Origin of the sequence: Novosphingobium sp. BW1, assembly GCF_008107685.1 — a bacterium.
Taxonomy (GTDB): Bacteria; Pseudomonadota; Alphaproteobacteria; order Sphingomonadales; family Sphingomonadaceae; genus Novosphingobium.
The window spans coordinates 151,109-172,707 of the sequence record NZ_VIRF01000090.1 but is presented as its reverse complement, the minus strand read 5'-3'; the positions used below and the strand labels follow the sequence as shown (position 1 = coordinate 172,707).

Below are 21,599 nucleotides of genomic sequence, written 5' to 3'. Positions count from 1 at the left end.
TCAGTCTTGCACCATCGAATGGGATTAGGCCAGCCTTAAGGTCGGCGAAGAAGCGAGGCGGGGCGCAATCCGCCTCTCCGATCCCTGTAAGGGCGCATGGACGAGGCATGATCGCGGTGTGCGTTATGCAGAACAATCGGCATCGGGGAGGGTTCCGGGCGTTGACCGAAGGCGGGAACTTGAAATAGGCGGCGCGCACAGGAGGCCGGTATGTCAGTAGTGAAACGATGGGGTATCGCCGTGGCGGAGCTGGGCGTTTTCGACAAGGCCTGGGTTGAGGCGCTGGCGACCCTGATCGGCCTGTTCCTGCTCGCGGGCGCGGCCAATTGGCTGACCAAGCGCCTGACGGTGCATCCGGTCGAGCGGCTCATCGCGCGCACGCCGTTGCGCAATGAGGCGGGCGACGTGAAGGCGTTGGTGCGCCATCTTTCCAATGTCGTGCCTGCGGTGATCGTGCTTCAGGGCATCGCTGTGATCACCCATCTTCCCGACGAACTGGTGACGGTGGTGCAGGCGATTGCCCGGGCCTTCATCGTCCTGACCTTGGCCCGGGCGCTGGGGGACCTGCTGGAACTGGGCAACGATGCCTACGAGTTAAAGCCTGAGGCCGCGAGCCGTCCGATCAAGGGCTATGTCCAGATCGGCAAGATCGGGGTGTTTGCGGCCGCGGCGCTGCTCATCGTTGCCATCCTGATCGGACAGTCCCCGATCATCCTGCTCTCGGGTCTTGGGGCGGCGGCGGCGGTCCTCATGCTGGTGTTTCGCGACACGATCCTCTCGCTCGTCGCCTCGGTGCAGCTGCGCTCGAACGACATGGTGCGGGTGGGCGACTGGATCGAGATGCCCCAGCTCAACGCCGATGGCGATGTCATCGACATCGCGCTGCACACGATCAAGGTGCAGAATTTCGACAAGACGGTGACATCGGTTCCGACCGCCAAGCTCATCACCGAATCCTTCCGCAATTGGCGCCACATGCGCGAGTGGGGCGGACGTCGGATCAAGCGCGCGTTGCTGCTCGACCAGACGACGGCCAGCTTCCTGTCGCCCGCGCAGTGGGAGGCCCTGCGGGAATTTACCATCCTGCGCCCCTACATGGCGGCCAAGGACGAGGAATTGTGCATCTGGAACGCGCAGCATGCCCCCGACGAAGCCGCCGAGGGTGAGGGGGCCGTGAACCGGCGCCTGCCGACCAATCTTGGAACATTCCGCGCCTATGTCGAGGCCTATCTCAACGCCCATCCCAAGGTTGCCGAGCGCGGTACCTTGCTGGTGCGGCAACTCGATCCGACCGAGAAGGGGCTCCCGCTTGAGATCTATTGTTTTACCACGACGACCGAGTGGGAGCAGTACGAAGCAATTCAGGGGGATATCTTCGATCACCTGATCGCTATTTTACCCCGTTTCGGCTTGCGACTGTTCCAGTCCCCGGGCGGGAGCGATCTTGCTGCGGCGTTTGCGGGCCATGGGCTGCGCGGCGTGGATGCCGCCCAGGAGGTCGGAGTGGCGGGCCAACCCTGATTTGCCATAGGTTGTCTGGAACGCTGCCTGGCGATTGCACTTGTGGCGTTGCATTGCAGCATAAATGCAGTATCTACGGCCTATAACTTGTAAAGTTTCTTAGATGCGGAAGTGGTTATGGCAAAAATGGTACCGGTAGTCCTTTCAGGTGGTAGCGGTACGCGCCTGTGGCCGCGCAGTCGGGTCTCAAAGCCGAAACCTTTTCTTCCGTTGATCGGGCAGCAGACTTTGTTTGAAGAGGCGGTTAGCCGCTGTCCAGCGGAACTTGGTTTCGCCTCACCCGTCGTGGTGACCGGCACCTTGCATGTCGATCATGTGGAGGAGCAGCTCGGCCAAGAGCCGGGCGCCCGCATCATTGTCGAGCCCTGCGCGCGCAACACCGCTGCCGCGATCGCGCTTGCCGCGTATAGTCTGGACGAGGACGATGTGATGCTGGTGTGCCCGAGCGACCACCACATCGGGCGACCGGCTGTGTTTGCGGCCGCGGCGAGGGACGCCGCTTCGCTGGCGAGCGAGGGCTGGCTCGTTTCTTTCGGGATCGAGGCGACCGCCCCGGAAACCGGCTTTGGCTATCTGCTGTGCGGTGAAGCGATCACATCGGCGGATGGAGCCAAGGGCTTTCGGACCGCAAAGTTCGTCGAGAAGCCTGACCTCGCGAAGGCAAAGGCCTTTCTCGAAAGCGGCGATTATAGCTGGAATGGTGGTATTTTCGCATTCCGGGTCAAGGATTTCCGCAAGGAGCTCGAGCAGCACCGCCCCCAGATCGCCGAGACCGTGCGCGCCGCGGTCGAGAAGGGGCGTACGGATGGACGTCGCTTCCATCCCGATGCGGAAACCTTCGCCTCGGCGCAAAGCGATTCGGTCGACTACGCCGTGATGGAGAACACGCAGCATGCCGCCATGGTCCCGGTCGCCATGGACTGGTCGGATATCGGCAACTGGCATGCCTTGCTCGTCGCGCGCGAACGCGACGATGCGGGCAACGCACATTCCGCCGCGGGCGATGTCGAGCTCGTGGATTGTAAGAACGTCCTGGTCGACAGCGACGGGCCGCGCGTCTCGGTAATCGGGCTTGAGAATGTCGTGGTCGTGGTCGACGGCGGCGACGTGATGGTGACCACTCTGGAGGGGGCCCAGAAAGTGGGCAAACTCTTCGGCGCCAAGAACCAGTAAAGGGCTCGTATGCGCGCTTCACTTCCCTTGCGTCAGGTCGAGAAGCCGTGGGGCCGGGACGTCCTGCCCGCGCCGTTTGCCGCGCCCGAGGGCGCGCGCATCGGCGAGATCTGGTTCGAGCCCCCCGCGGCGCTGCCCGATCTTCTGGTCAAGTACATCTTCGCCAGCGAGAACCTCTCGGTCCAGGTCCATCCCAGCGATGCCCAGACGCTCACCAAGGGTATTGGGCGGCAGGGCAAGGAGGAATGCTGGCTGATCGTCGATGCGGAGCCGGGGGCGTGTCTGGGCATCGGCTTTGACGAGCCGCTCGATGCCGACGCGATGCGAGCTGCCGCGCGCGACGGGTCGATCGAGCACAGGATGACCTGGCACGAGGTGGCGCCGGGTGATTTCTTCTACATCCCGGCTAATACCGTCCACGCCATCGGCGCGGGCGTGAGCCTGATCGAGGTGCAGCAGAACAGCGACATCACCTATCGCCTCTACGATTACGGCCGCCCGCGCGAACTTCATCTCGAGGACGGTATGGCCGTGGCCGAAGGCGGTATCTACGATCTGGCGCGCTGGGCCTGCAAGGTGCCTCCGGGGGCGTCGCAGACCCTGGTCGAGGGGCCGCTCTTCCGCCTTGATCAGATCGCGGGATTGCCGGCTGAGGAGATGGTGGCGCACTATCCCGGGGCGCTCCTGGTGATCCCGCGCGCAGGAGACGTCGGTGTGAACGGCGAGCGCGTGGCACCCGGAGGCTGCGCCCTGGCGCCGAGCCTGCAGGATATTGAGTTTGATCCGGCGGGCGTCTGCCTGCTTGCGCGCGCCGGTTGAGGGCACTTTGCCGCTTTGGATGCGCTTTTCGCGCAGCGGCCACATGAACATGGAAACGGAAGGCTAGAGGCTGGGAATGAAGGAAATTGTTGCGTTCGATCTCGATGGTACGCTGGCACTGAGCAAGCAGCCCCTGACCGACGAGATGGCCGAACTTCTCGCTGGCCTCCTGGAGGTCGCGCAAGTGGCGGTGATCTCGGGTGGGGACTGGCCGCAGTTCGAAAAGCAGGTCGCCTCGCGCATGCCCGCCCATGCGGACCTCTCGCGCCTGTGGATGATGCCGACCAGCGGCGCGAAGCTCTTCGTCCATCGCGATGGCGACTGGACCCCGGTCTATGCCGAACTGTTCACCGAGGCGCAGAAGGCCGAGATCCTGGAGGCCTTCGACGCCGCGCTTGAAGCCACCGGTTTCGTGCCTGAGCAGACCTGGGGCGAGCGGATCGAGGACCGGGGAAGCCAGATCACCTTCTCGGCGCTTGGCCAGCAGGCCCCGCTCGAGGCCAAGGAAGTCTGGGACCCCGACTTCGCCAAGCGCAAGGTGATTCAGGCGGATCTGGTGAAGCGTCTGCCCGGGGTGTCGGTGAATCTGGGCGGGGCGACCTCGGTCGACATTACCCAGCCCGGTGTCGACAAGGCCTGGGGCCTCAAGCGCCTCGCCGAGCATTCGGGCGTGGCCGAGGACAAGATGCTCTTCATCGGTGATGCGATCTTTCCGGGCGGCAATGACTACCCGGCCAAGGCCATGGGCCTCGACACCGTGTGCGTGCGTGATCCGGCCGACACCATCAATGTCGTGACCGCGGTCATCGCCTGCCAGAAGTCGGCCTGAACGTGCGTGCGCAGGGCAGGTGAGCAGGCGCGCGGGAGGCGAATGACGTGCCTGCCTTCTACCTGACCCTGCTGGCCGTCCTGCTGTCGGGCATCGGCGCGCGTGATCAGGGCGTGGTCGCCACGCTGTCGTTGCGGCAGCAACGGCGTCCGGCGATCCTGGTCACGGCACTCGGGACATCGCTGGTGTGCGCTGCCGTCGCGGCCTTTGCCGCGCACACCCTGCTGCAGAGCCTTCCCCCGCCCGCGCGGATGATCTTCGCAGGGATTGCGCTGGGCCTTGCAGGCGCGGAGTCGCTTCTGCTCGGACCTGTGCGGGCCTGGAAGGAGCCGACCCATTCGCTGGGCGCGCTGGGGTTGGTGTTGCTGGCCCACCAGATCGGCGATGCGGCGCGTTTCGTGATCTTGGGGCTTGGCGTGGGCATGGCCGCGCCACTGGCTTCGGGGCTGGCTGGCTTTGTTGGCGGAGCGGTCCTGCTCGGTTTTGCCTGGGCCTTCCCGCAGGAGGCATCGCGGCCGCGCTTGCGCCTTTTACGGCGAGGCGCGGGCGGGGCCCTGCTGCTTGTCGCGCTCTATCTGCTTATTGTGCAAATGCGTATTCTGTAATCGCCAATTCCGATTGAACGAACCCTTATAATCTGAGTTTCCTATCATATATCGAAGCTGCCGGATGATGGCAGCATGACAGTTAGGAGGGTTTTTCAATGGCAAATAACGACAATGCACACGGTGCGCTGATCGACAGCCTGAACGGGCTTCTCGCGGACACGTTTGCGCTCTACATCAAGACCAAGAGCTTCCACTGGCACGTCAAGGGCCCGCAGTTCCGGGACTTGCACCTGCTGTTCGACGAGCAGGCAGGCCAGGTACAGGCTCTCATCGACGACATCGCCGAGCGCGTGCGCAAGCAGGGTGGTACCACGCTGACGAGCCCGGATTCGATCGTTGCCAAGACCAAGATCGCCCCGCAGGACGCGACCTCGATCGATGCCATGGCGATGGTCAAGGAGCTTATGGAGGATAACCTCTCCTACGTCGCGCGTCTGCGCGAAGTGAAGGCGGCGGCCAACGAAGCGGGCGACAACGCCACCGATGGCATCGTCGACGACTGGACCGATCAGGCCGAGGAACGCGCCTGGTTCCTGCGCGAGATCCTCGCCTGAACCTGTCGGAATACCGCGCAGGCTGCCTAAGGCGCCTCGCGGTGATATCACAGGGCCCGGGAAGCACGTGGTGCTTTCCGGGCCCTGTGCGTTCTGTGCTGCGCCGCACACATAGCTCTTGCAGTGCGAAGGGCAGATGATAGACCCTCGTGCATGTCGCAGATCGAAATCATCGCTGGCGCCGAGAACGGCGCGATTGCCGCCTTTGTAGCGGAACGTCTCCACGCCGCGCTGGCCGTTTCGGCCGAGGTCGCGATCACGGTACCGGGTGGGTCAACGCCGTTCCCGATCTTCGAGATCCTGGCCCAGTCGGACCTGCCTTGGCCCCGCATCAGCGTCTGGCCGGGCGATGACCGCATCGTGGCCGAGGACCATGCGGCCAGCAACGTAGGCAAGATCCGGGCGCTGCTCGAGCCTGTTGGCGCGAAGATCGTGCCGCTGACCGAGACCGCGCGTCCGCCGCATTTTGCGCTGGCCTGGCTGGGCATGGGCGGCGACGGCCACATCGCCTCGCTCTTTCCCAACACCGACCCGCAGGTCGACGATCCTTCGCCGGTGCGCCGCCTGACCCCCGATCCATTGCCGCCCGAAGCGCCGTTTGACCGGGTGAGCCTCACGATTCCCTCGCTCGTGGCTTCGGACGAAGTGATGTTCGTGATTCGCGGCGAGGACAAGCGGCTTGTCTTCGATGCCGCCCGTGCGGGCGAAAACGACCTGCCCGTGGCGCGTTTCCTCTCGGCGTTCCCGCGCCGGGTGACATGCTTCTGCTGACATCGCTGGTACAGGCGCTGCCCGCCCCGCTCCACCGTTTGGGGCTGCGCGCGGCGCATGCGGTTCGCCGCCTCATCTGGAAGGTGCAACGTCCGGTTGTCGAGGGTGTACGGGTGCTCGTGTTCGATCCATCCGGTGCGGTCCTGCTGGTCCGGCACAGCTATGGCTCGGATGCGTGGATGCCGCCGGGCGGGGGCGTGACACCGGGGGAAGACGTGCTGGAAGCCGCCCGCCGCGAGCTGCGCGAAGAGACAGCGTGCCGCCTGGAGACGGCGCGCCACCACGTCGTCACGCAGGAGAACCTGCACGGCGCGACCAACCGCGTACACATCGTTCTGGGCACGACCAGCGACCATCCAGTGCCCGACGCACGCGAGATCGTGGAGACCCGCTTCTTTGCCTTGGACCGCCTTCCCGAGGCCATGCCGCGGGGATTGGCCACGCGGATACGTTCCTGGGCGCAGGAGGATGAGTGCGGATAAAAAAGTGGTAAGCGTGTATTCTGGATGAAATCTCCCCATGTGGAAGGGGAGGGATACTTTCGTGCAAGGGACCCCACATGCGCGTGGCTCTGGGGGTGAATATTACCGGTACGGCAGGTTTCATCGGATACCATGTGGTGCAGCGGCGGCTGGAGGACTTCGCCGCGGTCGAGGCGGTCTTTGCCTAGGCTGCGCCCGAGGTCGTCATTCATCTCGCTGCGCAGGCGGGCGTGCGCTATTCGATCGACGCGCCCGAGACTTATATCGACAGCAACCTCAAGGCTTTTGGGTCGATCCTGGAGATGTGCCGCCGCCAGCGCCCGCAGCATCTCACGCTGGCCTCGACCTCGTCGGTCTATGGGGCCAACGAGGCGATCCCCTTTCGCGAGGCGGACAAGGCGGACGAGCCGGTCAGCCTCTATGCGGCGACCAGGAAGGGCATGGAGGCTATGGCGCACAGCTATGCCCACCTTTACGGGATACCGACGACAGCGTTCCGCTTCTTCACGGTCTACGGACCCTGGGGACGCCCGGATATGGCGCTCTTCAAGTTCGAGCGCGCGATGCTGCAGGATAGGCCCATCGACGTCTACGGTCAGGGCAAGATGGCCCGCGACTTCACCTATATCGACGATCTGGTCGAGGGCAGCGTGCGCCTTTCCGAGGTGCCGCCTGTGGCGGGTGAGCCGGTTGAACGGGCAGGGCTCGTCGACACCCTCTCGCCCATCGGGCCCTACCGGGTGGTCAATGCAGGCGGTGGCCAGCCGATCGCGCTCATGGATTTCATCTCGACCATCGAGCGCTGTCTGGGGCGCGAGGCCAGGCTCAACATGATGGACATGCAGCCCGGAGACGTGCCGCAGACGTACGCCGATCCGGCCGTGCTGGACGCGCTGACCGGGTATGTGTCGCAGACGGACCTGGCGAAGGGTGTCGCCGCCTTTACCCGGTGGTACCTGGAGGAATATGCGCCGCAGGGCGTGTCACAGAAGGGATAGCTGCCCGTCCTTCTCGGCCCTGGCTTTCACCGTCTCCTCATCCTGCTCGAGCGCGGAGAGGGTGAGGCCCATAAGTCGGATCGGCTGGGGCAGGGGCAGGGGCAGGAGTTCGGCCAGGAGCGCATGGCCGAGCGCGGCGAATTCGGCCTTGTCGGCGACCCAGTGGTGGACCGAACGGGCGCGCGTCAGCGTCGTGAAATCGGCATAGCGCAGCTTCAATGTCACCGTGCGCCCGCGCGTATTGGCGCGCTCGATTCGCTCCCACACCGTCTCGATGATGGCGTCCAGTGTCTCGCGAAGAGCGCTGGCGTCCTTGATGTTCTCGGCAAAGGTGCGTTCGCCGCCCACCGATTTGCGCGGGCGGTCGGCGCGCACCTGGCGCAGGTCCACGCCGCGCGCCGCCCGGAAGAGGTATTCGGCAAAGCTGCCGAAATGCGCGCGCAGGAAGGCGAGGTCCTTGGCGGCCAGATCCGCGCCGGTCTCGATGCCGAGCTTGGCCATCTTCTCCGCACCGCGCGGGCCCACCCCGTGGAAACGGCGAACCGGCAGCGAGGCGACGAAGGCCGCGCCTTGTCCCGGGCGGATCACGCACAGGCCATCGGGCTTGTTCTGGTCGCTGGCGAGCTTGGCGAGGAACTTGTTGTAGGACACCCCGGCGCTGGCGGTGAGCCCGGTGTCGGCCTTGATCCGGGCGCGGATCTGTTCGGCGATGCGGGTTGCCGAGCCCAGGCCTTTTCGGTCCTCGGTGACATCGAGATAGGCCTCGTCGAGCGAGAGGGGTTCAACGTGCGGGGTGTAGTCGAGGAAGATCGCGCGGATCTGTTGGCTGACCGCGCGGTAGACATCGAAGCGGGCCTTGCGGAAAATGAGGTTCGGGCACAGGCGCACCGCGCGTGAGGAGGGCATGGCCGAACGCACGCCGAAGGTCCGCGCTTCGTAGCTGGCTGCGGCCACGACGCCGCGGCCCGAGGAGCCGCCCACGGCCACAGGTTTCCCGCGGATCTCGGGATCGTCGCGCTGCTCGACGCTCGCAAAGAAGGCATCCATGTCGACATGGATGATCTTGCGCAGGCCGTCGGCCTCGTCTTCGTCGTGCTCGCCTGGCGAAACCATGGCCACGATATAGGCATGCGCGGCCGAAATGTAGCGGGTCGGATGCGAATCTGCTGGCCTAAATTTCGCAACTGCGGCATGCGCGCGACATGACTGGTGCTCACACTTCCGAGGATTCCTTCCCCATGGGGCAGGCCGAATTCGTCGGCCTGATGGCCTCGATGCAAGCGCTCATGGCGCTCTCGATCGACATCATGTTGCCGGCGCTGGGGCTTATTTCAGAGGATCTGGGTGTGCCCGACCCGAACCAGCGCCAGCTGATCATCGGGGTTTTCATGACCTGCGCAGGGATCGGTTCGCTGTTTCCCGGCGCGTTGGCGGACCGCTTCGGACGTCGCCGCGTTGCCCTTTTCGCAATTGCGGGTAATTTCCTGATGACCTTCGTGTGCGCGGTTGCGGGCAGCTTCGAGCTGCTGCTGATCGCGCGCGGTGTTGCAGGGCTCCTCACCTCGGCGATGATGGTCATGCCCATGACGATCCTGCGCGACCGCTACGAAGGCGATGCCATGGCGCGCACGCAGTCGCTGATTGCGACGACTTTCATGGTGGTGCCGATGGTCGCGCCGATGGTCGGGCAGGCGATCATGCTGGTGGCGAGCTGGCGCTGGATTTTCGGAGTGACCTGCGCGATGGGCGTGGTCGTTTTTATCTGGGCAAGCCTGCGTCTGCCTGAGACGCTGGAGCCGGAAAACCGACAGGAAATCCGCCCCCGTGTGATCGCGGGTAATATGCGCCTTGCGCTGACCGAGCGTGCGGCCATCGGCTATTTCCTGGGCGGCGCGCTCGTCCAGGCGGGCCTCTTCGGCTATCTCAACAGCGCGCAGCAGCTGGTGGGCGAGACGCTGGGAGCGGGCGAGATGTTCCCCATCCTGTTCGGCATGATGGCGATGATCATGGCCGGCACCAACTTCATCAACGCGCGCATCGTCGTCGCCTTCGGCGCGCGCCGTGTGTCGCACACCGCGCTCATTGTATTCATCGTGACAGGCGCGATCCATATGCTGGTCGCGCTGCGCGGCGAAGAGGACTTGTGGACCTTCGTGCCGCTGATGACTGTCTCGATGTGCATGCTCAGCTTCATTGCGGCGAATTTCCAAGCAATCTCGCTTCAGCCTTTCGGTCGCATCGCCGGAGCCGCGGCCTCGGTCATGTCGTTCGTGCGTATGGTGCTGGGCTCGGTGATCGGCGCGGCGATTGGCCTCGCCTTCGATGGAAGCGCAGTGCCGATCACGGCAGGCATGGCGATCATGGGCAGCATCTCGCTGGTGCTGATCCTCTATTCCGAAGGTGGCCGCCTGTTTCGCCGCGTCAATCCGCCTGAATATTACCTGCGCAACCAGCCCCCCAAGCAGCCGCCGCACGGCGGCTGAGGGGAGGTCCGGCTGGCGGGCGGGGACTAGACCCCGCCGCCGCGCTTGGCGAAGAAGAGCTGGTAGAGGCCAATCACGATGGCCACGAACAGCAGAACGTGAATCAGCGCACCGGCGACCTTGAACACGACAAAGCCCAGCAGCCAGAGCGCGAGCAGGATCAGGATGATATACTTGAGCATGGGGCCAAACTCCTTTAAGAGGCTTTGCTTTTCCAACGCATGAACCGGCGCCGGGCTCCCTTCGTGGTGCAAATGGCGCAAGGGCTTCGGTGATGCCTCTTGTCCCGCAGGGGCGAGGACGCCACCTCGGGACCGCATGAGCACGACGAACGATAGAACCCGCAGGTCCGAGAGGCTCGAGGAACTTCTCGCGCGCATTGCGGCGTGCCGGGCCTGTGCGAACGCTCTGCCCCATGAGCCGCGCCCGGTTGTTCAGGCAGGGCGGTCGGCCCGGATCCTCGTCATCGGCCAGGCGCCGGGGAGCAAGGTCCACATCAGCGGGCGGGCCTGGGACGATGACAGCGGAGATCGTCTGCGCGACTAGACGGGACTGCTCGCCGAGGATTTCTACGATCCCGAACGCGTTGCGCACATGCCCAGCGGCTTTTGCTACCCGGGCAAGGGCGAGGGCGGTGACCTTCCGCCTCGACCCGAATGCGCGCCCTTGTGGCACGAGGCGCTACGGGCCGAACTGCCGCAGGTGCGCCTGACCCTGCTTGTGGGGCGCCACGCGCAGAAACGCTATCTGCCGCGCGGCTTTGCTCCCACCATGACACAGGCCGTCGCGCGCTGGCGGGAGGCTCCACCGGGATTTCTGCCCCTGCCGCACCCCGCTTGGCGCAGCCGCCTGTGGATGGGCCGCAACCCCTGGTTCGCGGCCGAGCTCCTGCCAGATCTGCGCGCGCGGATAGGGGGCGCGCTGGATCAGAATGTGTAGGCGATCCCGATGCCGCCCATGAACTGGTCGGCCGACCCGCGCAGCGAGGTATAGGGCGTGTCCTTTCCATCGCCGAGCATGCGCGAATAGGTGGCCACCCCGATGAGCGAGACGCCGCCGTCGCGCAGGTCTCCGGAAAGGTCCCAGGCGACAAGTGTGCCCACGCCGGCCCGGTCCCAGCCGCCCTTGCCGGTGTACTGAGGAAGGCCGCTCGCCTCGCTCTGGACTGGGGAGACCGAATAGTTGTAGTCGCCGAAGTTGTCGTCGACGTGGCGGGCATAGGCCAGCACTGTGACCAGCAGGCTTTTGCTGAGAGGGGTGTTGTAGCTGACAGAGGGCGATACGGTCATCCCGTCATGGGCACCCGCGACGTCCCATTTGACGTCCGTGTTGAAAGTCATCCAGTCATAGTCATGCAGCACGCGATTGACGGTGAAACCGGCGCTGACACCGACTTCGACCGGCATCTTGAGCCTGCCCGCCGCAGCGACCACCGGGTCCTTCACCTTGCGCGTCCGGTTGAAGGACACCGTGGCGACGGGGCCGAGCGCAAGGTCGATCTTGGCGCCACGTTTGTCCGGGATGAAGTCGATCGCGGCGCCGCCGGCGCGGGTGTTGATGGTTACGCCCTTGATGCGTCCGCGGATCGCCGGAATCGGGGCAATCACGTAGTCATCAGAGCCGCTGTAGTCGGGCGTGACGACAGCGCCGGCGCCGATCGTGAAGGAGTCGCCCTCGAACACGTTGCGGCCGGGCTCGTCCATCTGCGTGGAAGTATCCTGGGCGTAGGCGGAAGGGCTCGCCGTAGTGGCAGCCAGCGTGCTGGCGGCCAACAACGCGGCCTGAAACGTCTTGTGCATGAGGCTCCCCGATTGAAATGCGTACCGGGCCCAACGTGCGAGAAGCCCAAACGTTTCCGAAGGTTTGCTCCGGACCGGGGAGGTCGGCGTGCCGCAATAGCCTGTCTGGCCGTCAGCTGCGGGGCATGAGGGGCTCGGGCAGCGTGTCGTTTCCCTCGCCCAGCTTGCGCTGCATGAGGAAGACGTCGATCCACTGTTCGTGTTTCCAACCGGCGCCCTCGAGCGTCCCCACCGGCCGGTACCCCGCGCGCGCGTGCAGGATCACCGAGGCCGGTTCGGACGAGGCGATAACCGCGAAGGCCTGGCGGAACCCGCGGGCCTCGCACTCGTCGATGAGGGCCTTGATAAGGGCCGAGCCGATGCCGCGCCGAACACAATCCGCGCGGACGTAGACCGTTGTTTCGACGCTGTAACGATAGCCTACCCGGGGGCCATAGCGCTGGGCATAACCGAAGCCGAGGACCTTGCCGTTTGCGTCACGCGAAACCAGATAAGGGTAACCGGACTGGGTCAGGTCGGCGATGCGTTGACGAACCGCGTCGCAGCCTGGCGGCTCGGTTTCGAATGTCGCGGTGCTCTTCAGCACGTAATGCGAAAAGATCTCGGTGATCGATTGGGCATCCTTTGCGGACGCCTCCTCGACTGTCAGTTCGTCATTTGTCATCGGTGTTACAATGCCGCAAGGTCGCAACTTTGCCAAGTTGTACTGTCTATCTCCTAGTACTGGGCGCATTATAAATGGCTGACCGCACGTGTGATCTGGCAATTCTGGGGGGCGGACTGGCCGGGGGGCTGATTGCGCTGGCCTTTGCGCGCGCGCGTCCCGATCTGCGTCTGTGCCTTGTCGAACAGGGCGCGCGTTTCGGTGGCGATCACGTCTGGTCGTTCTTCGATACCGACGTAGATCCGGCGGCGCGCGCGCTGCTCGATCCGCTGATCGCCGCGCGCTGGGAAGGGTATGCAGTGCGCTTTCCCGGATACGCGCGCGATCTTGCGACCTGCTACGCCAGCATCACCAGCGACCGGCTCGACGCACGCCTGCGCGAGGCTCTGCCCGAGGAGGCGTTGCTGTGCGGCGTGCGTGTGGCAAGCGCCAGCGCGCAGCGGGTGGAGCTTGAGGACGGGGGCACGATCTCGGCGGAGGCTGTCCTCGATGCGCGCGGGGCGAAAGGTCTGCCGCATATGGCGGGAGGCTGGCAGACGTTCCTGGGGCAGATGGTCACGACCACGCAGCCCCACGGCCTGACCCGTCCCATCGTCATGGACGCGACCGTGGAGCAGATGAACGGCTATCGCTTCGTCTACGTCCTCCCCTTCGGCTCCTCGCAGCTCTTCATCGAGGATACCTATTACGCCGATACCCCGAAAATCGCGCGCGAGGCGCTGCGGGGGCGGATCGCGCGCTATGCAGCAGAGCAGGGCTGGGACGTCGCAGAGGTCCTTTACGAAGAAACCGGCGCGCTTCCCGTGATCGCCAGAGGCGATTTTCCCGCTTTCTGGAACGCTGATCCCGCGGGCGTTCCCGCCCGAGCGGGAACAAGGGCCGCGCTCGTGCATCCTTTGACATCGTACTCCCTTCCCGATGCTGTACGATTTGCCGTTTATCTCGCCGGCCTCGACAACATCGCCGGGGAGGCCCTAGGAAGGATCTCTCATGACTGGGCCGCACATCACTGGCGCGAGGGGCGCTTCTACCGAATGCTGACAACGATGCTGTTTGGCGCAGGCGCGCCCGAAGACCGCTGGCGCCTGCTCGCCCGTTTCTACCGGCTACCCGAGCCGCTGATCGAGCGTTTCTACGCCGGGCAGTCGCGGCTGGCCGACAAGGCGCGGGTGTTGGCTGGGAAGCCGCCGGTGCCGGTCGGCGCGGCCCTCGCGGCTCTTGCAGGCCACGGCCGCCCGCTCGCGGACCTCGGCCCATCGGGAGAGGGCGCATGAACCGCGCCTGCGTGATCGGGGCAGGCTTTGGTGGTCTCGCCCTTGCCATCCGCCTCCAGTCCGCCGGTGTCCCGACCACCCTGGTCGAAGCGCGCGACAAGCCGGGCGGGCGGGCCTATTACTGGGAGAAGGAGGGGTTCACTTTCGATGCCGGGCCCACCGTCATCACCGATCCCGATTGCCTGCGCGAGCTGTGGATCGGCGCGGGACAGGACATGGCCGACGACGTCACGCTGATGCCGGTCATGCCCTTCTACCGGCTCAATTGGCCTGACGGCGTCAGCTTCGACTATTCGAACGATGAGCCCGCGCTCCACCGCGAGATCGCGCGCATCGCGCCGCAGGACCTTGCGGGCTATGACGAATTTCAGCGCTACGCGGCGGGCGTCTGGCAGGAGGGCTATGTCAAGCTGGGCCACGAGGCCTTTCTCGACTTTTCCAAGATGATCAAGGCCGCGCCAGCGCTGGCGCGCTACCAGGCGTGGCGCTCGGTCTACTCGATGGTCTCCAGCTTCGTGAAGGACGAGCACCTGCGCCAGGCGCTCTCGTTCCACACGCTGCTGGTGGGCGGCAACCCGATGAAGACGAGCGCGATCTACGCCCTCATCCACAAGCTGGAGAAGGACGGCGGCGTGTGGTGGGCCAAGGGCGGCACCAACCGGCTTGTCGCGGGGATGGTCGCGCTGTTCGAGCGGCTCGGGGGCACGGTACGCCTGGGCGACAAGGTCATGCAGGTCCACACCGTGGGCGACATGGCGACCGAGGTCGAATGCGCGAGCGGCTGGCGTGAGCGCTTCGATGCGGTCGCCAGCAATGGCGACATCATGCACACCTACCGTGATCTCCTCTCCGACAATCCGCGCGGCAAGAAGGTGGCCAAGCAGCTTTCGGCCAAGCGTTTTTCGCCCAGTCTCTTTGTCGTCCACTTTGCGCTGGAGGGAACCTGGCCGGGTATCCCGCACCACACGATCCTGTTCGGGCCACGCTACAAGGGCCTGCTCGACGACATCTACGAGCACGGCGTGCTGCCGCGCGACTTCTCGATCTACCTCCACCACCCGACCGTCACCGATCCCTCGATGGCGCCCGAGGGCAAGAGCACATTCTATGCGCTCGTCCCCGTCGCGCACATGGGCAAGCTGCCGATCAACTGGGACGAGGTGGGCCCGGTGCTGGAAAAGCGTATCCTTGCCGAAGTTGGCCGCCGTCTGGTTCCCGACATCGAGGATCGCCTCATCACCAGCTTCCACTACGCGCCGATCGACTTTGAGGCAGACCTTGCCGCTTACAAGGGCAGCGCCTTCAGCCTTGAGCCGATCCTGACGCAGAGCGCCTGGTTCCGCGGCCACAACCGCGATGACACGCTGCGCAATTTCTATCTCGTGGGCGCGGGCACCCATCCCGGCGCGGGGATCCCGGGGGTCGTCGGCAGCGCCAAGGCGACGGCCAAGCTGATGCTGGAAAACCTGCTGTGAGGGCGTGTGAACTGGCGGCCTTGCGCCAGGGCTGGGGCTGGACCGGGATCGAGTTTGCCGAGATCGTCGCCAACTCGCTTTTCGGGCACCTTCTCGTCACGGACCGGGTGGGCACGTTCCACTATGTCGATCCCGAAATCCTGGGCGTGCAGACGCTCGGCGACGAGGCCGCGGCGAAGACGCACATGGAGCTGGGCGAGACGCAGGCAATCTGGCGCGCCGATGCCCACGTCGAAGCTGCCGACAAGCGTCTGGGTGCTCCGCGCGTTGGCGAGGTCTACGGCTTTGGCCCGCAGGCGCTCGTCGCCGGGGACTACGCGCCTGAAAACATGGTGTGCGTGGAGCTCGCCGCCTACATTCGCATGACCGGCGATCTTGCCGACCAGATCAAGGACTTGCCCGAAGGGGCGCATATCCGCATCAAGGTGACCGACTGAAATGAAACGTCTTGCTGTCTACTGCGGCTCGGCAACGCCCCAGGATCCGCGCTACATGGAACTGGCGCGCACGGTCGGGCGCACGCTGGCGGGCCTTGGCATCGGCACGGTCTATGGGGGCGGACGGCTCGGCCTCATGGGCGCGGTCGCGGCAGGCGCGCTGGAAGCGGGCGGCGAGGTCATCGGAGTGATCCCCGAGGCGCTCACCGCGACCAACGGGCGCGGCGGCGAGGTTGCTAACCATGACTGCACCGAGCTGCACATCGTCAAGGACATGCACGAGCGCAAGGCCGCTTTCACGCGCCTGTCGGACGGTTTCATCGTGCTGCCCGGCGGGGTCGGCACCATGGACGAACTGTGGGAGGCGGTCAGCTGGTCGCAGCTGGGCTACCACGACAAGCCGGTCGGCGTGCTCAACGCCTTCGGCTTCTACGATGGCCTCCTCGCCTTCAATCGTCATATGGCCGAAGTCGGTTTCGTGCGCCCCGCCCACCAGGGCATCATCCTGGCCGAGACCGAGCTCGACTTGTTGCTTGAGCGCATGCGCGCGCACGAGCCCATCGTTCCGATCGTGCGGATGGACCCGGGCACACTGTGAGACCCCTTATCCGTTGCAGGACCATGACCCCGGCATGACCCGCCCTTCGCCTTACGACCGCGTGGCGCTCGTACGCTTTGCCCACCAGTCGATCCGCAAGGGCTCGAAGAGCTTTTCCGCCGCCAGCCGCCTGTTCGACCGTGAGACGCGCGAGAGGGTCTGGCTCCTCTACGCCTGGTGCCGCGCCTGCGACGATATCGCGGATGACCAGGACCACGGGCGTGGCCGCGAGCGCGGGGTAGACGCGGAGCAGCGCAATGGGCAGGCCGGGCTCGATCCCGAATCGCGGCTGGCCACGATCCGCACCCTTACCGAGCTTGCCATCGCGGGCGAACAGACCGGGTCGCGTGCCTTCGATGCCCTGGGCCAGCTCCTCTGCGAGGTGCCGATCCCGCAGGGCATGCTCGAGGACGTGATCGCCGGGTTCGCGCTCGACGCGCGTGAGTGGCGACCCCGCTCGGAAAGCGACATGCTGCGCTATTGTTACCACGTGGCGGGTGCGGTCGGCGTGCTGATGGCGGCGGTGATGGGGGTGTCGTGCGACGAGAGCGATCCGGAAGCGGCCGACACGCTCGACAGGGCCTGTGATCTGGGGCTTGCCTTCCAGCTCTCCAACATCGTGCGCGATGTCTGGGAGGACGATGCCAACGGGCGCTGTTACCTGCCCGTCGAATGGCTGGTCGAGGCCGACATTCCGCCTGGGGAGCACACCAAGCCCCATTACCGCGCCCGGCTTGTCACCATCGTGGCGCGGGCCTGCGCGCTGGCGCGGGGCTACGAGGAATCCTCGCGGGCCGGAGCGATGCGTCTGCCCTTCCGCCAGCGTTGGGCGATCCTGGCCGCCGCCAACATCTACGGCGGGATCGGGCGCGAGGTGGAGCGGCTCGGCGCCCACGCCTGGGATCACCGCGTCTCTACTTCCAAGCTACGCAAGGCCGAATATCTTGCCGCCGCCTGGCACGAGGCACGCGGCGGCGTGGCCCCGGTGCTCGAACGTCCCGGACTTGGCCGGCGCGACCTCATGGAGCTTGCCCGCGCGGACTAAGGCTCTGGACAGGCGTGTTCGCTTCGCTCAGTCTCTCGTCCATAAAACGAAGGGGGAGATGCGCACACGATGCCAGATCTTGCACTCGCGCCGGCTTGGACGGCGATTTTCCTGGGGCTCTTCGCGCTCTTCGCCGGGATCGGTGAACTGCGCCAGCCCGGCCACTGGCACAAGCTGATCGGCGAGATCGTCGGCTCGCCCGCGCTGCAGATGGTGACGGGCCTGGTCGAACTGTTCCTGGGGGCAGTGATCTACCTTGCTAACCCTTGGGCCTCACCCGACTGGCTGTCGAGCACGATGAGCGTGGTCGGTGGGCTTATGTGCATCGAGGCGCTCATGGTGCTGGCCTTTTCAGACGTTTACATGGCGTTCTGGCTGCGCCGTTTCGGCCCGCTCTCGCGTCTGTGGTGTACCTGTTCGATCATCATCGGCCTGGCGCTCATCGCGGCGGGGCTGTTACAATTGGGTGTGTTTCCGAGCAGTTGAGGAGCGAGGAGGAATAAGGCTGGATCAACGCCTTGGCGCGGTCCCACCCGGCGCGCAGCCAGGTTTCGTGGGCGCGCGGATCGGGCGGCAGGATCACCGGCATCGTCTCGCGCCCCTCGGCGCGCAGCGCGGCGTTGGCCGCGCAAGTAAGTATGGCGAAGGCGGGCACCTCGCTGTCCTTCCAAACGCCCGCAAAAGCGAAGATCGGCTGGTCAGCGCAGGAGAGCCAGAGCTGGCGCCGCGTGCCATCGATGGGCGAGTGGCTCGCCCACTCCATGAAGGCGGTCGCGGGCACCAGGCAGCGGAATTCCGGGTTGCGCAGGTTCCCCGTCCAGAACGGGCTGTCAAGGTTGCGCGCGGTCAGGATGCCATGCGGGCGTGTGTCCAGCGCCGATTGCGGGGGCATGACGCCCCATAGGCGCGGGATCATCCGGCGGGGTTGACGGGGGCTGGGCATGGGGCCCGCAATCGCTTCTCTTCCTGCTGTGAGGACAGGGGCGAACTGGCCCGGGGCGACATGACCACCTGCCCAGGGGTCGTCGCGGGTTTCGGTTGCAAAGGCGCGGCCCACGGCGGCAGCCGGGGCATCGAGGCGGTAGAGCATGGGCATGTCCTTCGCGCGCATCGTCTCTTGCCGCGCACGGGTCAAGACGCGGCGTGCAACGCTGCGTTAGGTAAATGGGGCTTTGTGTGGTACAGCATGTGCGCGACGTCGAATTTTGTGACGGACTTTGCCGGTTAATAGGCGCCCGACCCCGGGCCCGTGCGTATTTGTACGGGCAGGACCACGGCGCACTTTGGGCGACGATCTCCATTCGAAAGATGAACAGACGCACCCTCCCGCGTGCATGTGGCACGGCGGGAGCCCATAGTTATTGCATTCAAGGACATCACCATGCCCATCGGCACTGTCAAATTCTTCAACACCGAAAAGGGTTACGGCTTCATCGCTCCGGAAAACGGCGGCGAGGACAGCTTCGTACACATCAGCGCGGTTCAGGCTTCGGGTCTGGCTTCGCTCGAGCAGGAACAGCGCGTTTCCTACGAGGTCGAGACCGGCCGCAACGGCAAGAAGGCCGCGGTGAACCTCGCGCTGGCCTGATCGGCTTGCACGTAACCCGGACCGGCCTTTGCGCCGGTCCGGTTTTCGCTCCGTCCCGCCATTCCAACCCGAGGAAATCCGGAGCATGAGTGTAAGCTACAAGTTCGCTACCGAGCAGGCCGATGCGGCCGCGAAGGCCGCCGACGAGGCGGTTCTTGGCAATGTTCGCGAGCGCGCGCTGCGGTCCGAAACCGCATGGCGCACGATGGCCTCGCAGGCCCTCAAGACCGAAGAAAGCCGCCGTCGGCGCGAAGAAGCCGCCGCCAGCGCACGCGACGAGGCCTGAGCCTTTTCGCACGGGCGCTATGTCGCTGCCCCTCTGGACGCATCTGCAAAGCGTCCCTACCATGCCACGCATCCCCGGGGAGCCAGCAGGGCGTTCGCGTCCACCGGCTGAGAGTTGTGGGTATGCTCCACAAGACCCGTCGAACCTGAACCCGTTAATACGGGCGGAGGGAGTGGACGGTGATTCTGGCAGCTTCCCGCCGGGAATCCGTTATCCATCTCTCACGCCCTCGATCAGAGAGAAGCGTGCATGGCCGACATCAACAGCAAACTGGAAATCGGTGTGACCACCGGGCCCATCCGGGGCTCGCGCAAGATCTACGTTCCCGCGCAGACCAACCCGGCGATCCGGGTCGCGATGCGCGAGGTCGATCTTGAACCCTCCAGCGGTGAGCCGCCGGTGCGGGTCTACGACACTTCCGGGCCTTATACAGACCCTGACGCCGCTATCGACATCTCGGCGGGCCTTGCCGCGTTGCGCCGCGACTGGCAGCTCGCCCGCGGCGATGTGGAAGAGTACGCGCCGCGCGAGGTGAAGCCCGAGGACAACGGCATGACAGGGCCGGATCGTTCGGGCGGCGTCCCTGCGTTCCCGACCGCTCTCAGGGCGCCCATGCGGGCAAAGGCGGGAGGCAACATCTCGCAGATGCATTACGCGAAGCGTGGCATCATCACGCCTGAGATGGAGTACGTCGCCGAACGCGAAAACCTGGGCCGTGCGCGCCTTGCCGAGTACATCCGTTCGGGTGAGAGTTTTGGCGCCTCGATCCCGGACTACGTGACACCCGAATTCGTTCGCGACGAAGTTGCCGGCGGCCGCGCGATCATTCCCTCGAACGTCAATCACCCCGAATGCGAGCCGATGGCGATCGGGCGCAATTTCCTGGTCAAGGTCAACGCCAATATCGGCAATTCGGCCGTGGCCTCGGACGTCGCCAGCGAAGTCGACAAGATGGTCTGGTCGATCCGCTGGGGCGCGGACACCGTCATGGACCTCTCGACAGGCCGTAACATCCACGACACGCGCGAATGGATCATCCGCAATTCGCCCGTTCCCATCGGCACCGTGCCGATCTACCAGGCGTTGGAGAAGGTCGGCGGCGTGGCCGAGGACCTGAGTTGGGACGTGTTCCGCGACACGCTGATCGAACAGGCCGAGCAGGGCGTCGACTACTTCACGATCCACGCTGGCGTGCGCCTGCCCTACGTGCCGCTTGCCGCCAAACGCCTGACCGGCATCGTCAGCCGCGGAGGTTCGATCATGGCCAAGTGGTGCCTTGCCCACCACAAGGAATCTTTCCTCTACGAGCACTTCGACGAGATCACCGAGATCATGAAGGCCTACGACATCGCCTACTCGCTGGGCGATGGCCTTCGTCCCGGCTCGATTTACGATGCCAACGACGAAGCGCAGTTCGCCGAGCTTTACACCCTGGGCGAACTGACGAAGCGCGCTTGGGAGCAGGACGTGCAGGTCATGATCGAGGGCCCCGGCCACGTGCCGATGCACAAGATCAAGGAGAACATGGAAAAGCAGCTTGAGAGCTGCGGTGAGGCCCCGTTCTACACCCTCGGGCCACTCACCACCGATATCGCGCCCGGCTACGACCACATAACCAGTGGTATCGGCGCGGCGCAGATCGGCTGGTACGGGACCGCGATGCTCTGCTACGTGACGCCCAAGGAGCATCTTGGTCTGCCCGACCGTGACGACGTCAAGGTGGGCGTCGTCACCTATAAGCTCGCCGCGCACGCGGCCGATCTTGCGAAGGGGCACCCGGCCGCGCAGGTGCGCGACGATGCGCTGTCGAAGGCGCGCTTCGAGTTTCGCTGGCGCGACCAGTTCAATCTGTCGCTCGATCCCGATACGGCCGAGCTCTATCATGACCAGACGCTGCCTGCCGAAGGTGCCAAGACCGCGCACTTCTGCTCGATGTGCGGCCCCAAGTTCTGCTCAATGAAGATTAGCCAGGAAGTGCGCGACTTCGCCGCCAAGCAGAACCAGGGGGCCGATGGCTTCCTCGCCGCCGTACCTGAACAGGCCGGGGGGGAGGCCGAAAAGGGCATGGAAGAAATGAGCCGGGTCTTCAAGGACGCCGGTTCGCAGCTCTACATGGGCCAGGGTGATCGCGAACACGATTGAGCAACCGCGCAGCTGCCCGGCGGCCGGCGCTGGCTGTTGTGAAACAAGGAAAG

23 protein-coding genes, 2 pseudogenes and 1 riboswitch are annotated in these 21,599 nt (G+C 65.1%); of the genes and pseudogenes, 20 read left to right on the top strand and 5 right to left on the bottom strand.

Annotated features, from left to right (window positions below):
• Positions 1–210: 210 nt before the first annotated feature.
• The 9 genes and pseudogenes from FMM79_RS18505 to FMM79_RS18465 all read left to right on the top strand — a co-directional run.
• Positions 211–1,521, top strand: a complete 1,311-nt coding sequence (locus FMM79_RS18505; protein WP_148628910.1) for a mechanosensitive ion channel family protein — start codon at positions 211–213, stop codon at positions 1,519–1,521.
• Between the two features lie 117 nt (positions 1,522–1,638).
• The gene (locus FMM79_RS18500; RefSeq protein ID WP_148628909.1) at positions 1,639–2,694 is read left to right on the top strand and encodes a mannose-1-phosphate guanylyltransferase; all 1,056 of its coding nucleotides are present in this window, start codon (positions 1,639–1,641) and stop codon (positions 2,692–2,694) included.
• A gap of 9 nt (positions 2,695–2,703) precedes the next feature.
• Entirely contained in the window at positions 2,704–3,513 is an 810-nt protein-coding gene (locus FMM79_RS18495; RefSeq protein ID WP_148628908.1) for a class I mannose-6-phosphate isomerase, read from the top strand.
• 76 nt (positions 3,514–3,589) lie between these two features.
• Positions 3,590–4,342: an HAD-IIB family hydrolase gene (locus FMM79_RS18490; RefSeq protein WP_148628907.1), complete on the top strand. Its 753-nt coding sequence runs from the start codon at positions 3,590–3,592 to the stop codon at positions 4,340–4,342.
• A 47-nt stretch (positions 4,343–4,389) separates the two neighbouring features.
• Positions 4,390–4,947: a hypothetical protein gene (locus tag FMM79_RS18485; protein ID WP_148628906.1), complete on the top strand. Its 558-nt coding sequence runs from the start codon at positions 4,390–4,392 to the stop codon at positions 4,945–4,947.
• A 98-nt stretch (positions 4,948–5,045) separates the two neighbouring features.
• The gene (locus FMM79_RS18480; RefSeq protein WP_148628905.1) at positions 5,046–5,504 is read left to right on the top strand and encodes a Dps family protein; all 459 of its coding nucleotides are present in this window, start codon (positions 5,046–5,048) and stop codon (positions 5,502–5,504) included.
• 153 nt (positions 5,505–5,657) lie between these two features.
• Positions 5,658–6,275: a 6-phosphogluconolactonase gene (locus FMM79_RS18475; protein ID WP_148628904.1), complete on the top strand. Its 618-nt coding sequence runs from the start codon at positions 5,658–5,660 to the stop codon at positions 6,273–6,275.
• Positions 6,263–6,757, top strand: a complete 495-nt coding sequence (locus tag FMM79_RS18470) for an NUDIX domain-containing protein (RefSeq protein WP_148628903.1) — start codon at positions 6,263–6,265, stop codon at positions 6,755–6,757. The genes FMM79_RS18475 and FMM79_RS18470 overlap by 13 nt, the downstream gene beginning before the upstream one ends.
• A 203-nt stretch (positions 6,758–6,960) precedes the next feature.
• Positions 6,961–7,755, top strand: a pseudogene (locus FMM79_RS18465) (NAD-dependent epimerase/dehydratase family protein); the annotation flags it as partial.
• On the opposite strand, the gene dinB reads toward FMM79_RS18465, so the two are convergent.
• Complete coding sequence (gene dinB / locus FMM79_RS18460; protein ID WP_148628902.1) at positions 7,741–8,868, bottom strand: DNA polymerase IV; 1,128 nt, start codon at positions 8,866–8,868, stop codon at positions 7,741–7,743. The pseudogene FMM79_RS18465 and the gene dinB overlap by 15 nt on opposite strands.
• 125 nt (positions 8,869–8,993) lie before the next feature.
• Here dinB and FMM79_RS18455 point away from each other — a divergent pair, with 125 nt between their 5' ends.
• Positions 8,994–10,238 carry a multidrug effflux MFS transporter gene (locus tag FMM79_RS18455; RefSeq protein ID WP_240339304.1) on the top strand — a complete coding sequence of 415 codons (1,245 nt, stop codon included), beginning with the start codon at positions 8,994–8,996 and terminating at the stop codon, positions 10,236–10,238.
• 26 nt (positions 10,239–10,264) lie between these two features.
• Here FMM79_RS18455 and FMM79_RS18450 read toward each other — a convergent pair whose 3' ends face one another.
• Positions 10,265–10,420 (bottom strand): lmo0937 family membrane protein, encoded by a 156-nt coding sequence (locus FMM79_RS18450; protein WP_144400902.1) that lies wholly within the window; start codon positions 10,418–10,420, stop codon positions 10,265–10,267.
• A gap of 136 nt (positions 10,421–10,556) precedes the next feature.
• Here FMM79_RS18450 and FMM79_RS18445 point away from each other — a divergent pair.
• Positions 10,557–11,177, top strand: a pseudogene (locus FMM79_RS18445) (uracil-DNA glycosylase family protein).
• Here FMM79_RS18445 and FMM79_RS18440 read toward each other — a convergent pair.
• Together FMM79_RS18440 and FMM79_RS18435 are read right to left on the bottom strand one after the other, a co-directional pair.
• Complete coding sequence (locus FMM79_RS18440; protein WP_240339303.1) at positions 11,165–12,037, bottom strand: MipA/OmpV family protein; 873 nt, start codon at positions 12,035–12,037, stop codon at positions 11,165–11,167. The pseudogene FMM79_RS18445 and the gene FMM79_RS18440 overlap by 13 nt on opposite strands.
• A gap of 112 nt (positions 12,038–12,149) precedes the next feature.
• Positions 12,150–12,701 (bottom strand): GNAT family N-acetyltransferase, encoded by a 552-nt coding sequence (locus tag FMM79_RS18435; protein ID WP_148628900.1) that lies wholly within the window; start codon positions 12,699–12,701, stop codon positions 12,150–12,152.
• Positions 12,702–12,775: 74 nt separating this feature from the next.
• On the opposite strand from FMM79_RS18435, the gene crtY reads away from it, so the two are divergent.
• From crtY to FMM79_RS18405, 6 genes are all read left to right on the top strand, one after another.
• Positions 12,776–13,975 carry a lycopene beta-cyclase CrtY gene (crtY, locus tag FMM79_RS18430; protein WP_148628899.1) on the top strand — a complete coding sequence of 400 codons (1,200 nt, stop codon included), beginning with the start codon at positions 12,776–12,778 and terminating at the stop codon, positions 13,973–13,975.
• Entirely contained in the window at positions 13,972–15,450 is a 1,479-nt protein-coding gene (locus FMM79_RS18425) for a phytoene desaturase (protein ID WP_148628898.1), read from the top strand. Before crtY ends, FMM79_RS18425 begins: the two co-directional genes overlap by 4 nt.
• The gene (locus FMM79_RS18420) at positions 15,447–15,887 is read left to right on the top strand and encodes a hypothetical protein (RefSeq protein ID WP_148628897.1); all 441 of its coding nucleotides are present in this window, start codon (positions 15,447–15,449) and stop codon (positions 15,885–15,887) included. The genes FMM79_RS18425 and FMM79_RS18420 overlap by 4 nt, the downstream gene beginning before the upstream one ends.
• Position 15,888: 1 nt before the next feature.
• Complete coding sequence (locus tag FMM79_RS18415) at positions 15,889–16,485, top strand: TIGR00730 family Rossman fold protein (protein WP_148628896.1); 597 nt, start codon at positions 15,889–15,891, stop codon at positions 16,483–16,485.
• A gap of 34 nt (positions 16,486–16,519) precedes the next feature.
• Positions 16,520–17,530 carry a phytoene/squalene synthase family protein gene (locus tag FMM79_RS18410; RefSeq protein ID WP_148628895.1) on the top strand — a complete coding sequence of 337 codons (1,011 nt, stop codon included), beginning with the start codon at positions 16,520–16,522 and terminating at the stop codon, positions 17,528–17,530.
• 69 nt (positions 17,531–17,599) lie between these two features.
• A complete protein-coding gene (locus tag FMM79_RS18405; RefSeq protein ID WP_148628894.1) occupies positions 17,600–18,016 on the top strand; it encodes a hypothetical protein in 417 nt (138 codons plus the stop codon).
• Here FMM79_RS18405 and FMM79_RS18400 read toward each other — a convergent pair.
• Positions 17,970–18,641: an SOS response-associated peptidase family protein gene (locus FMM79_RS18400; RefSeq protein WP_240339302.1), complete on the bottom strand. Its 672-nt coding sequence runs from the start codon at positions 18,639–18,641 to the stop codon at positions 17,970–17,972. The genes FMM79_RS18405 and FMM79_RS18400 overlap by 47 nt on opposite strands.
• A gap of 270 nt (positions 18,642–18,911) precedes the next feature.
• On the opposite strand from FMM79_RS18400, the gene FMM79_RS18395 reads away from it, so the two are divergent.
• From FMM79_RS18395 to thiC, 3 genes are all read left to right on the top strand, one after another.
• Positions 18,912–19,118, top strand: a complete 207-nt coding sequence (locus FMM79_RS18395; protein WP_039390941.1) for a cold-shock protein — start codon at positions 18,912–18,914, stop codon at positions 19,116–19,118.
• Between the two features lie 85 nt (positions 19,119–19,203).
• Positions 19,204–19,404: a hypothetical protein gene (locus FMM79_RS18390; RefSeq protein WP_148628893.1), complete on the top strand. Its 201-nt coding sequence runs from the start codon at positions 19,204–19,206 to the stop codon at positions 19,402–19,404.
• 65 nt (positions 19,405–19,469) lie between these two features.
• Positions 19,470–19,594, top strand: a riboswitch (TPP riboswitch).
• A 59-nt stretch (positions 19,595–19,653) separates the two neighbouring features.
• Complete coding sequence (thiC, locus tag FMM79_RS18385; protein ID WP_148628892.1) at positions 19,654–21,546, top strand: phosphomethylpyrimidine synthase ThiC; 1,893 nt, start codon at positions 19,654–19,656, stop codon at positions 21,544–21,546.
• Positions 21,547–21,599 lie beyond the last annotated feature (53 nt).